This is a genomic window from Abyssisolibacter fermentans, from assembly GCF_001559865.1.
Classification (GTDB): domain Bacteria; phylum Bacillota; class Clostridia; order Tissierellales; family MCWD3; genus Abyssisolibacter; species Abyssisolibacter fermentans.
Genome location: NZ_LOHE01000070.1, coordinates 18,730 through 32,308, shown reverse-complemented (window position 1 = coordinate 32,308; position 13,579 = coordinate 18,730). Strand labels below are relative to the sequence as shown.

The window sequence follows — 13,579 nt, the reverse complement described above, 5'->3', positions numbered from 1 at the left end:
TTCAATAGGCTTCCATGATGACATAATACTAGCAAGATGGGTTAGAACCTTTATAGGAAACACAGAAAACTTACCATCAACAGTAGATAAACAAAGAGTAAAAAAATCAGTACAGCATTGGTATGGAGAATACTATCTTCCAAACGACGTATATGCATGTGAGCCAAAATTTGATGTAATAGAATATGCAAGAACACACAATGGAATAGATTTCAAAGAAGACTTTTGGCTGAGAAAGGGATTTATAATAGTGAACTTTGATATAAGAACAGTAAAAAATAAAGATTTTGAAAACCCAGTACTAAGCTACAGAGATACACCAAATTGTAACATGTGGCAGATAGAAGGAAATAGTACAGTAAAAGACGGATTCGATTTAAAAGCACCAGAAAATACCATAGAATTCAAACTTGAATTCGGTGACATAGTATTCTACAGAGCAGACGAAAAAGCATCAGATGACTACGAGGTAATGGGAACTCATTAAATATTAACATTTAAAAAATCAAATGAAATGTCGTCGATTCCAATAATGAAAAAATAATGGGTCGGCGACATAAGGTATATGAGGAATAGATTTTAATAATGATAGAAACAACAACCTGATTTTGACAAAAACTATAGATTGTGCTAAAATTATAATGTTGTAAATTATATAAATGAATCAAAACATTGATAAATAAATATCATAAATTAATATAATTAAATAAAATTATTATTATCTAAATATTCGAATATAAATTTTTAATACTTCTTAAAACGATTATTTGTGTAAATATCACGATTTAAAAGAATTAAAAAGAAAATTAAAATTCAAAATGTCCGGATGTATAAAAAAAACAAAACTGATACAAGTATTGAAAAATCAACGATTATAAGCAAAATTAAACTGATTGACAAAAAAATATCAGTCGTACGGACGAAAATTGAACAAATGTGATTATTAGTAGTGTTAGAAGTAATTGGACACTATTACAAATGTGCATTTTTCAGTAGTTTAACCTTAACATTGGATGTATTGAAATGGAGCTACGATAGGAGCTACGATAGGTGAAGAACGTTTAACCTTAACATTGGATGTATTGAAATATAAGTATGTGGTGATACTTTATTGATGACTAAAGCGTTTAACCTTAACATTGGATGTATTGAAATTTTCAACTTGGAGCATCACCAAGGGTCACTAAATTGTTTAACCTTAACATTGGATGTATTGAAATTCGAATACAACAATTACTTGCGTTCCAAGCGGAATAGTTTAACCTTAACATTGGATGTATTGAAATTCATTTTTTATCATCGTGCTGTCTAATTGTATTAGCGTTTAACCTTAACATTGGATGTATTGAAATCGTCATTGTTATTCACAATAATAGTCTTGATTTCCTGTTTAACCTTAACATTGGATGTATTGAAATCATATAACATTTTAATACCTCCTTATTACTTTATGTTTAACCTTAACATTGGATGTATTGAAATTTTGTTTTTGGTGGTATAGATGGATACTCAGCGGTAGTTTAACCTTAACATTGGATGTATTGAAATATATCATTTCTTTGCTTTTGTGCTTAACTTCTATATGTTTAACCTTAACATTGGATGTATTGAAATGAACATAATTGTCTCAATTTTTCAACTAAACTCATTAGTTTAACCTTAACATTGGATGTATTGAAATTGCAATATTACTTTGTTTTCAATAATGTTATTATCTGTTTAACCTTAACATTGGATGTATTGAAATTTTTAAAATTCCTCCTCCCAGCCATCACATTCCGGGTTTAACCTTAACATTGGATGTATTGAAATATAGGAATATAACTTAAAAAGCTTTTATCTTTATTTGTTTAACCTTAACATTGGATGTATTGAAATGCGAACGGGGATTTGTGGTGCTATGAAGTGGACTAGTTTAACCTTAACATTGGATGTATTGAAATAATTTTTGTTTATCTTTTTTACCTAAATTAATCCGAGTTTAACCTTAACATTGGATGTATTGAAATATAATATCAGCATAGATGTTCCTGATTGGGTGCCGGTTTAACCTTAACATTGGATGTATTGAAATCTACATTACAACGAGGAATTGCAAAGGCAAATAAAAGTTTAACCTTAACATTGGATGTATTGAAATCGATATATGAAACACGTAATAAAAGAATTCATGATGTTTAACCTTAACATTGGATGTATTGAAATCCTGTCAGAAACGACGTAAAAGTATCTATTTGTTCGTTTAACCTTAACATTGGATGTATTGAAATTTAGTAAATCTAAAAAATTGTTTTGGGGTAATGATGTTTAACCTTAACATTGGATGTATTGAAATATTAAAACGTTCTTTTGGAACTGTTTTTACTGTTGTGTTTAACCTTAACATTGGATGTATTGAAATAAGGTAAATCAAGCATTAGCACAATTACAATTTTGTTTAACCTTAACATTGGATGTATTGAAATTATGCAGATTCACAATAATCTAATACTTCATATTCTGTTTAACCTTAACATTGGATGTATTGAAATAAGAATAGTACAATTGAAAAAATAGAGGAGATTAGTTTAACCTTAACATTGGATGTATTGAAATTTTGTCTAGGTGTAATATACATATCTGTTTCTAAGTTTAACCTTAACATTGGATAATTGGTTTTTAAAGGCTTATCCATATTTAAATAAGTAAGTTTAACCTTAACATTGGATGTATTGAAATTAAAGACATTGAAGAATATGGAACTAACTTTCCAAGGTTTAACCTTAACATTGGATGTATTGAAATAGGATATGACAACAGCAGTAAACAAGTTAACTATGTTTAACCTTAACATTGGATGTATTGAAATTGGAAAAAATCACATATTGTTTTATAGTTCTTGTAAGTTTAACCTGAACATTGGATGTATTAAATTGATGGCATACATTTAAGTATGCTTTTTTGTATGCTAAGAAGCTACTTTTGTAATAAGAGTTCAAAAAGATTGTTAAATAGTTAGGTAAGCCTTTGTGAGTGCGAAGTTATTACATGATTGTGATTCATTACTAAATGGAAAGGGCAAGTATCTGAGAATTGTTGCTGGTTCAGACAACAGGCAGTTCTTATTTATAGTGTAAAAGCGATGATAAGACTGCCTGTTGAATTCACCCTACAAAGAAACCTCAGATACTTGCCTAGTTAGTATTTTGGTTGTAGTAGTTATTGTAGCAGGTATTTAGGGTCTGCTTATTGTTTTTTTAGTTAAAAACAAATCCTGAATCAAAAAGTAATAAGTCCACCTCACTTACAAAGGATGGCAACAATATCAAATATATAGAAGCCTATATTAACGTGATGTAAACTATTTTGTTTAATGTCATGATTTTTAAGAAAACAAATTATCAAATATCTTCTTAATATTTACCTTTTCTATGAATTCCTTAGTTTCATCAAAAGAATTATCAAACCAATCTGTATACTGTACTTCCTTTTCTATTCCATTAATCACACGAGTTCCTTTTCTATATCTATCTACTATTATGATATAATTGTCAACATCAGTTGATAATATTCCAGCTGTTTCTACAATGTGTTTTTTACCGTTTGCTTTATGATATACTATTGAATATTTGCTTACAGACGATTCAACTTTTTCAAAATAATTTTCTGGTATATCAATTTTTTTATCTTTGTATTTAGTTTTTAGCATTTTAATAAGCGCTTCTTTATCGTGAGGCTGACAATAATCTTCAACAGATTCGACTTTATCTTCGGGATAAAGTTTTGTAATGTCTAGCTTTAAAAATTTGCCTTCTGTATCATTTTTATAAGTTAATTCAAAATTATGAATGTTGGCAGTACTAAAATCTTCAAAAGTATATATTTTATCAACTTTACCCTGTATTGACTCAGGAAAATCATGACACGATAATGTAATACTATCAAATATATAGTTATCGATTTTATTTGGAATTGTGGAACTTGTAAAAACTTCTTTAAAATCTGATATATTGTTATAAGTTATTTCATCACGTGTAATTTCTGTGGGGAGTTTGTCATTATCAAGCATGACAAATTTGTATTGATTAATATTTAAATCTTTACCTAATTCAAATTTTTTATCTATAAAATCACGATCTATCTTAGTATCTTCTATAGTCTCATCTACTTTACATGAAATGGTATTATCAAAAGCATATGTCTTATTGCTGTTTTTAGTTATAAAAGTAAATATATGCTCAGAAAAGTTTTCAATGCTATCTATGTTTAGCTTGTCAATTGTATCTCGTTTTGTGTGCAGAATACCACTTGGAAATTCTGTTGATATACCTATGGCACATATGCTGTTACTACTAAAACTATCTTGATCAGATTCAAATTGACTAACGCTACAGGTGTAATTTTTATTTTCAAGACAAGCTGTAATATCAGTGACAAGTTCGCTATCTTTATTTTGACTGGACATAATGACTTTATCAGAGGTACCTATACAATCAAAATTTATATTATATATATTTTCATATGTATTTGATTTTAAGAGTTGTTTTACAAATGCTTTGCTTCCGTGTCTTCCGCTTTCTTCACCATTAAATGAGCAAAAAATTATATCTTGATCAAGAGTGTTCTCTGATGAATATTCCTTTAATTTTTGAGCTAAGTTTAATAATACAGACATTCCTGAGCTGTTGTCTAAAGCACCTCTGTAGATGTCTTTACCTGATTTACCAACATGGTCAAAGTGAGCTGATAATATTATGGCATTTTTATTATTTTCACCTGAAATCTTTGCTATTACATTATTAGCTGTTATGTTTTTAGCAGGTAGATTAAATTTTAGTGAAATTTCACAGTTGTCATTAGTATTGATATAGTCATAGAGATTTTCACTAATCTGTATAATAGGTGCTTTGTCAGATATTCTTATGTTTTTCATAAAACTATCTTTCCTATAGAATATTCCCCTTGTATTATAGCAGTATTCAGGCTTTAAACTCTTTCTATCATCAAGTAATAGAAAGCAGTCCTGCTTTGGAGTTTTACTTATCTTGTGAGTTATATCCAGTTTTTCTGTGAAGTAATTAGGCATAAAGTCAATTCCGTATTTGAATTTTTTGACTTTGCCATCTGATGTTTTTATATTCAACTCGATTTCCGAGTTATTAAAGTCGTGAAATTTATGTTGATATGGATGTAAGTAAGAAATAGTTATTAAAGATTCAAGTTTTAAGTTTTTGAAGTATGATTCAATAAAAGCTTGTGCATTTTCATTGCCAAGTGTTCCTGTCAGCCTTCCATTACATTCGTCACTTGTTAAATATTCATTTATTTTTTTTACATCAGAGTTACTGCCATTTGATACAAATATAAACATTAGTAGAATTATTATTATTACAGCAGTAATGCTAATATTAAATTTATTTTTGTTCATGATTTCCTCCTTAATCTCCTATGTTTGTAACATAGGGGATTGAAAATTTATTAGTGACTTACTTAGCTAATAATTATTATAGATTTACTATTTATGGGTGAAGTGGAGTTTGTCCACAGTGCATCTATTATAATTTACTCCTTAAATCTTACAAGAATTATTTTGTAAATAATACACTAAATACCTCCTACAGACAACAATTATACAACCAATAAAAGGAAAAGTAAACAAAAAATAAAAATATCACAAATGATTTATAAAATAACAAAAATAATATAAAATAAAAAAAATATACAAAACAAAAATATTTTGAAAGGAGCAAAATCTTACTTGTAAATAAATTAGCAAAATGATAAACTTTAAATGTGGCTTTGTATGCATAAGTCTCAAATATAAATGCTTAAAGACAAAGCTCTTTTTATGCAAAAAATGTTTATAAATTATTCATTATTATTGAATTTAGTGTTAAAATATATAATGTGATATTTTTCAAATAAACATTAATACTTAGGAGGAAAAAGACGATGAAGAGCAGAAATAGAAATACAGGAGTTCTTATTATTTTACTTATAGTAGGATTAATAATAGGTGGAGTAATAGGAGATTTTTTCAGCGATAAAATTGAAATTCTTGGACGAAATTATTCTGTTGGTCTTAAAACTCCTTTAGTTTTAGACTTAAAAGTTATTAAATTAACATTTGGAATGTTAGTAAGTATAAATTTAGCTAGCATAATAGGTATTGTTATAGCTATTTTAGTATATAGAAAGTTGTAGGTGATAGAGTGAAAAAATTGATTCTAGCTTCAGCTTCACCAAGGCGATTTGAATTACTTTCTAAATATGATTTTGAATTAGAGGTTGTTACCAGTGATATTACTGAAAAAATTAATGGTAATGAACAACCTCAAATTGTTGCTATGTCTTTAGCTTTACAAAAAGCACTAGATGTGTCAAATAAAGTTACGGACTCAGATATTATTATTGCAGCTGATACAATAGTGTATAATGGTCAGATATTAGGGAAACCTAAAAATAAAGAACATGCTTATGAGATGTTGAAAAGTCTTTCTGGTAAAGAGCATAGTGTTTTCACTGGGATTGCTGTTTTACAAAAAGGTACTGTTTTGAAGATTGTAGACTATCAGAAAACTATAGTAGAATTTAAAAATCTTAGTGATAGGACAATAGAAAATTATTTAAATAAAAGAGAATATATTGATAAAGCTGGAAGTTACGCAATACAAGGATTAAGCGCTGCTTTTATTAAAAATATAAATGGTTCTTATTCTAACGTTGTTGGATTACCTATCTCTAAACTGGATGATATTTTAAGGCAGTATTTTGATTTTGAATTATTAAATGCATACTAATTATTTATAGAAATTTAAATATTATGAGCAGGGAACTAAAATCGATTTGAAATAATCAAGGTCAAAATAATATTCGACATATGACATATGACAAAAGACATAAACTAATATGATGCATAATAAATTTATTTTGTATTAAAGGTAAGGGTTTGTTTATGAGTGAAAATGTAAAATATGCGATTAAGGATTTACCTATTGATGAAAGACCGAGAGAAAAATTATATAAATATGGATGTCATACTTTATCTAATTCAGAGCTTATTGCAATCATAATCAGGACAGGAAGCAAGAAAAAATCTGCCTTGGATTTAGCGCAAGGCATTTTGGCACTAGACAAAATAGGACTAGCTTTTTTAAATGATTGCTCATTACAAGAATTGATGACTATTGAAGGAATAGGAAAATGTAAAGCTGCTCAGATATTAGCATCTGTTGAATTAGGTAAGAGAACAGTTTCTTGTTCTAGTACTTACAAATATAAAATATGTTCACCTGATGATGTGTCGAATCTTTTAATGGAAAATATGAGACATCTTAAAAAAGAACATTTTAGAGTTTTACTTTTAGATACGAAAAATCAAATAATAAGCATGGAAAATATATCAATTGGAGATTTAAACTCATCAATAGTTCATCCTAGGGAAGTTTTTAAGATGGCTATAAAAAAAAGTAGTGCTTCAATGATACTAGTTCATAATCATCCAAGTGGTGATCCTAAACCAAGTAAGGAAGATGTAAGTATTACTAATAGGTTGATAGAATGTGGAAAGATTTTGGGTATAAATGTATTAGACCATGTAATAATAGGAAATGGAAGATATATCAGTTTTAAAGAAAAAGGTTTATTATAGGATAAGCATAAGGAGGAGCAGTAAAATAATGGGATTATTCAATTTTTTTTCAAAAGATATGGGAATAGATTTAGGAACAGCTAATACACTTGTTTATGTAAAAGGTAAGGGTATAGTAGTAAGAGAGCCTTCAGTTGTTGCTGTTAAGACTAAAACAAATGATGTATTGGCAGTTGGTTCTGAAGCTAAAAAAATGATAGGTAGAACACCTGGGAACATTGTTGCTATTAGACCTATGAAAGATGGAGTAATAGCAGATTTTGACATCACCCAGAATATGATAAAACATTTTATTAAAAAGGCTACACAAAAGAGTTCTTTTGTTCAGCCAAGAGTAGTTGTATGTGTTCCATCAGGAGTTACTGAAGTTGAAAAAAGAGCAGTAGAGGAAGCAGCACATCAAGCTGGTGCAAGGGAAGCTTATTTGATAGAAGAACCAATGGCAGCAGCTATTGGAGCAAACCTACCAGTTCAAGAACCTACTGGAAGTATGGTTGTTGATATAGGTGGAGGTACAACTGAAGTTGCAATTATATCTTTAGGCGGTATAGTAACTAGTAAATCAATCAGAGTTGGTGGAGATGAACTGGATGAATCAATCATACAGTTTATTAAAAAGAATTATAATTTAATGATTGGTGAAAGAACTGCTGAAGAAATTAAAACTAAAATAGGTTCAGCATTAATTAGCAAATCTAAACTAGAAAAGTTTGACCCAGAGGGCAAGCTAGTGTTATCCAGAAAAGATTCAATGAGTATTAGAGGTAGAGATTTAATATCAGGATTACCAAAAACTATGGATATTACATCTAAAGAGATTTATGAAGCTTTAAAAGAGCCAGTATCAAGTATAATTGAAGCTGTAAAATATACTCTTGAAAAAACGCCTCCTGAACTAGCAGCTGATGTTATGGAAATTGGTATAATGCTTACAGGTGGTGGAGCATTATTGAATGGATTAGATAAGCTTATTAGCAAAGAAACAGGGATGCCTGTAAATATAGCAGAAACTCCGTTAGATTGTGTAGTTTTAGGAACTGGTAAAGCAGTTGAGGATATTGATATGCTAAAAAAGGTGTCTACTAACACTAGAAGAAGCTAGGTTGGTGATTAATAATGAAGATTTTTAAAAAATATAAAAATAGAATGATAGTAGCAAGTGTTGCTATCATTCTCATTATTATTATAATAATAACATCTCAAGAAAAATACCAAAGTACTTCAATTGAAAGTTTTACAGGAAAGATAATAACTCCAATTCAAGGATTCCTATATAATACCAGTCAATCTATAGCTAATACATTTAGTTCTATAGCTAATTTCTCTCAAACAAAACAAGAAAATATTCAGTTAAAGTTAAAGGTTGCTAAGCTTGAAGAAGAAAATAGAGTTATGAGTGATATTATTAGTAGAATGGATGCGTTAAAAAATGAATTAGAATTAATACAACAAGGCAACTTTGAGTATATAAATGCACGTGTTGTAAGCAAAGACCCGGGAAATTGGTTTAACAGATTTGTTGTTAATAAAGGTTCTAAGGATGGAGTAAAAAAAGGTGATGCAGTAATTTATGGAGTTAGATTAGATGGTGATATAATAGAAGCTGGCTTGGTTGGAAGAGTTGTTGAGGTTGAAGAAACTTGGTCAAAGGTTTTAGCTGTTATAGATAAAGGAAGTAATGTTAGTTTTAAAGTTATTAGAACTCAAGATAATGGTATAGTATCAGGGAATTTAGATCAAAAGTTAAATGGAATACTTTTTGATGCAAAATCTGATATTGTAATTGGAGACAAGCTAATTACATCTGGTATGGGAAAAGTATATGTTCCGGGATTATATATAGGTGAAATATCAGAGGTATATAAAAATAGTGAAGATTTAATAAAACGAATAGAAGTTAAGTCGACTATTGATTTCAAGAATATTAATGAAGTTATGATAGTAACTCAGAAGTCAAGGGGGCAGTAATTTTGAGAGGTTTAGTTATTGGAACAATTGTTTTGTTTTCATTTCTATTACAATCAACTGTTTTGCAATATTTTGCAATTTTCGGCATTGTTCCAAATTTGTGTTTAGTAATAATAATATGTTTTGCTTTACTTAAAGGAAGTAAGACAGGTGCTACAATTGGTATTGTTTTGGGATTTTTATATGACATTATTTTTGGGAGTGCATTAGGAGTATTTGCTCTTATATACTTTTTAATAGGTTATGGTAGTGGTATGTTTAACAAAAAGGTATTTACAAGTACTATGTTAACACCATTTATATTTACAATAATCGCCACTATACTTTGCAATTTATGTCAAACACTATTTTTTTATTTAAATAATTATGATATGAATTATCTCGAAATATTTAAAAGTATGTTTATACTTGAATCACTTTATAATTCTATATTAAGTATTTTTATATTTAGAACAATAACCAAACTTATAAAAACTCCTAAATTAAGATTTATAGGAAAGCAAAGGAGTTGATTTAATTGAAATTAATTGCTAAATTTAAAAATAGATATACTATTTTAATTAGCTTTATATTCATAGCTTTTATTGCTATGTTTTTAAAATTGGCTAATTTAACTCTTGTTCAAGGTGAAGAATATAAGGAAAAAGCTGATTCGATGAGAGTTCAAGAATTGCCTATTAGACCTGCTAGAGGTGAAATTAGAGATAGATATGGTAGATTATTAGCAGGAAACAAGCCAACATTTACAGTTCAAATAATTAAGGACCAAGTTGATAAAAAACAAAGGAACAAAACTGCATTAAATTTGCTGAGAATATTAGATGATGAAGGAGAACAATATGTTAATGAATTTCCTATTGTTCTTAATGTTATAACATATGCTGAGCCAAATTTTGATGATAATGATATCTATGAAGAAATTGCTGATATTATTATTCAGAATAATTTACTGGGAGAATTGCTAAACAAATATAAAAAAAATGTAAACAGCGATGGTGAACATATTTTTTATGCTGCAAAAAGGGCAATACTAGAAATAGAAGAAAAAAATGAAGAAGCACCATTAATCTGTTATTTAGATGATTTTAATAATGTAAAAATAGAATTTGATAGCGACAAAAACATAGGTGAATGGAAAAAAAGTCATAATATACCCAATAATCTTAATGCTAAAGAATCTATTGTCTATTTCTTGAAAAATAATGAGAAAAAAGTTAGATATATGATTAAGCATCCTATTATGTCCGAGATGGTTTATGAATTACTCATGCAAAATGGACTTGATACAAACTATGTATTTAATGACTTTCAATTAACTTATGATAATGAGTACAAAGATATTAAAAAAGGTCTTATGAAACAATTTTCGGGGATAACTATGAATACCACTGCAGTATCAGATTTTGTTTATATTGCTATTGAATCTGGTGTTATGAAAAATATTTTAGGTAGAGTAGTAATAGGTAGTGAAAAAAATAGTGAATTTATACCTGCAAAGCTGTTATTTGATTTATTGAATCAAAACAGTACTAATATACCTATCATGTATGAAATTGAAAATGATAAAGTGGTGTTTAAATATACCAATAATAACGATAAGATTACTTTTTTATCTAAATACGGTTTTGAAAGTGAAATGGAACCAATAGATGCTTTGATATATTTAGCACTTAAAACTCAATATATTGTAGAAAATGATAAGACTGATGTTTTTACAAGAACTTCATGCATGGAGAGTTTTGTAACGAATGATTCTATAAAATATCTTTTACAAAAGGAAATTTTAAATAAAGGGATAAATCCTAAGATATCAATAGCAAAATGGGATTATGTGCCTTTAATAAATAAAGCTCAATGGCTTGAACAATATAAATCAATAGGTATAAATAGAAATTCCAGTGAAAAGGAAGTTTTTGAAAAATTAAGAGAAAAATATGATATAAATGAAGATTTAAGTGACTATGAAGCAAGATATATTATGTCAATAATTCAGCAGTTAAACAGAAAAGTTTATACTGCATATCAACCTGTTAATATTGCAAATGGTATAAAAGATTCTACATTTGCCAGAATAATGGAAAATAATTTTGAATTACCTGGGGTAAAAGTATCTATTGATCCTACAAGATATTATCCTATGGGAAAAACAGCAGCTCATTTATTAGGCTATCTAGGTAAAATAGCTCAAACTTCAGAAATAGAAAAATATATTAATGAACTAAAATATTTTCCTGATGATATAATTGGCAAGACAGGTATAGAACAAAAATATGAACAATTATTTAAAGGTGAAAATGGGTACAAAAAGGTTGAAGTTGATGTAGGAGGAAATACTCTTAAAGTACTTGAGGAGAAGGAAGCAGTTCCTGGTAATAATTTATTTTTGACTATTGATGCCAAGCTTCAAAAAGTTACTGAAGCTTCTTTAAAACAAGCATTAGAGCAAATACAGATAGCAGGAGAATATAAAAGTAAATGGGGAAATTATAATTATAAACCAGAAAAAAAAGATGGTAGGAAGCTTGTAAACGCTACATCTGGAGCAGTAGTAGCAATAGATGTAAAAACAGGTGAAGTATTAGCTTTAGCAAATTATCCGTCATATGACCCTAATTTATTTGTAACAGGTATTTCATATGAGGATTGGGAAAGCTTAAAACCAGAAAATGAAGAGGATCCATTAGCACCAAGACCTTTATATAATATAGCTTTACAAACAGCTATACAACCTGGTTCTGTTTTTAAAATGATAACAGGTTTAGCTGTATTAGAAAAAGGTATGGATCCATATAAAAAAATTAATGCATTAGGTTATGTAGAGCTTGGTAATCAACCATTTGGCTGTTGGATATGGAATTCATCTAGACGTACTCATGGTCCTACGGACTTATTTAAAGCTATTAAAGATTCATGTAACTATTATTTCTATACGCTCGCGGCAGGGAAAAACCTTAGAACGAATAAAAATATTGGTACCAAAATAGAAATAGAAGATATTTTAGATGTTGCAACGCAATTTGGTTTAAATGACAAAACAGGTATTGAGATTGATATTCCAGCTGAAAGAAATGTCGGTGTACCAGATCCTTTTACAAAAATCAACATGACAAAGAGAGCGTTAAGAAGATATTTAAAAAACAATTTAAAATATTACAAAAAAGATGATATTGTAATAGATGATATGCGTTATGTTGAAATAATAGAAGAAATTGTAAGCTGGGTTGATAGTGAATATCTACTGACTAGAGGAGAAGTTTATTCAAGGCTAAACAATTTTGGATTTATACCCGATAAGAAGGTTGAAGGTATAAAAATAAACTTAGTAGATATGGTAAAACACACATATTTAAATCAATCTTCATGGAAGTTAGCAGATACATTTAATATAGCTATTGGGCAAGGTCAAAACTCATATACACCTATTCAGATTGCAAATTATATTGCTACTCTTGCTAATGGAGGGTATAAGCATGATGTTAGTGTAGTAAAAAGAATAGAAGATATTAACGGAGAAGAAATTTCTAAAGATGAAAAAACAGCTAAAAAGGTTGAATTAAAAGATGATAGATATTTAGATTATGTGAAAAAAGGTATGAATATGGCTGCTACTGAGGGTACTGCTAGATCTATATTTAGGAACTTTCCAGTACAAGTAGGAGTAAAAACAGGTACAGCAGAAAAAGATGGTGTTAACCCTGCTACTGGTAAAAAATATGATGATTATTCATGGTTTGTTGCCTTTGCTCCGTATGATGATCCTCAGATAGCTGTAGCTACAGTTATTTTTCAAGGAGGTCACGGGGGATTTTCTGGTCCAGTTGCTAAAGATATAATTGCACAATATTTAGGATTAAATAATAAAGAAGATAGTATAAGCTTGAGAACAAGACTAGCTGAATAATTGTTCGGTTAGTCTTTTATATAGTACTTGTATCTTGATTATATTTGTTATTTTAGAAAAATTTCTTAAAATTTAAAAAT

The 13,579-nt window shown here is 28.6% G+C and carries 8 protein-coding genes, 1 pseudogene and 1 CRISPR repeat array; of the genes and pseudogenes, 8 read left to right on the top strand and 1 reads right to left on the bottom strand.

From position 1 onward, the window contains the following. A pseudogene (locus tag AYC61_RS21590) lies at positions 1–487 on the top strand (DUF5704 domain-containing protein); the annotation flags it as partial. 508 nt (positions 488–995) lie between these two features. Beyond that, a CRISPR array of direct repeats spans positions 996–2,595; the repeat unit is 30 nt; unit sequence GTTTAACCTTAACATTGGATGTATTGAAAT. Between the two features lie 769 nt (positions 2,596–3,364). Here AYC61_RS21590 and AYC61_RS13520 read toward each other — a convergent pair. Further along, entirely contained in the window at positions 3,365–5,407 is a 2,043-nt protein-coding gene (locus AYC61_RS13520; protein WP_066503422.1) for a M28 family metallopeptidase, read from the bottom strand. Positions 5,408–5,931: 524 nt separating this feature from the next. On the opposite strand from AYC61_RS13520, the gene AYC61_RS13515 reads away from it, so the two are divergent. The 7 genes from AYC61_RS13515 (at position 5,932) to AYC61_RS13485 (ending at position 13,499) form a co-directional block, all read left to right on the top strand. Then, the gene (locus AYC61_RS13515) at positions 5,932–6,183 is read left to right on the top strand and encodes a DUF4321 domain-containing protein (RefSeq protein WP_066503420.1); all 252 of its coding nucleotides are present in this window, start codon (positions 5,932–5,934) and stop codon (positions 6,181–6,183) included. 8 nt (positions 6,184–6,191) lie between these two features. Next, a complete protein-coding gene (locus tag AYC61_RS13510) occupies positions 6,192–6,779 on the top strand; it encodes a Maf family protein (RefSeq protein WP_066503417.1) in 588 nt (195 codons plus the stop codon). A gap of 155 nt (positions 6,780–6,934) precedes the next feature. Further along, positions 6,935–7,630: a RadC family protein gene (gene radC / locus AYC61_RS13505; RefSeq protein ID WP_066503414.1), complete on the top strand. Its 696-nt coding sequence runs from the start codon at positions 6,935–6,937 to the stop codon at positions 7,628–7,630. 28 nt (positions 7,631–7,658) lie between these two features. After that, the gene (locus AYC61_RS13500; RefSeq protein WP_066503413.1) at positions 7,659–8,732 is read left to right on the top strand and encodes a rod shape-determining protein; all 1,074 of its coding nucleotides are present in this window, start codon (positions 7,659–7,661) and stop codon (positions 8,730–8,732) included. Positions 8,733–8,746: 14 nt separating this feature from the next. Then, complete coding sequence (gene mreC / locus AYC61_RS13495) at positions 8,747–9,598, top strand: rod shape-determining protein MreC (protein ID WP_066503407.1); 852 nt, start codon at positions 8,747–8,749, stop codon at positions 9,596–9,598. A 2-nt stretch (positions 9,599–9,600) separates the two neighbouring features. Then, complete coding sequence (gene mreD / locus AYC61_RS13490; RefSeq protein ID WP_066503406.1) at positions 9,601–10,110, top strand: rod shape-determining protein MreD; 510 nt, start codon at positions 9,601–9,603, stop codon at positions 10,108–10,110. Between the two features lie 5 nt (positions 10,111–10,115). After that, on the top strand, positions 10,116–13,499 hold the full coding sequence (locus tag AYC61_RS13485; RefSeq protein ID WP_066503405.1) for a penicillin-binding transpeptidase domain-containing protein: 3,384 nt from the start codon (positions 10,116–10,118) through the stop codon (positions 13,497–13,499). Positions 13,500–13,579: the final 80 nt, after the last annotated feature.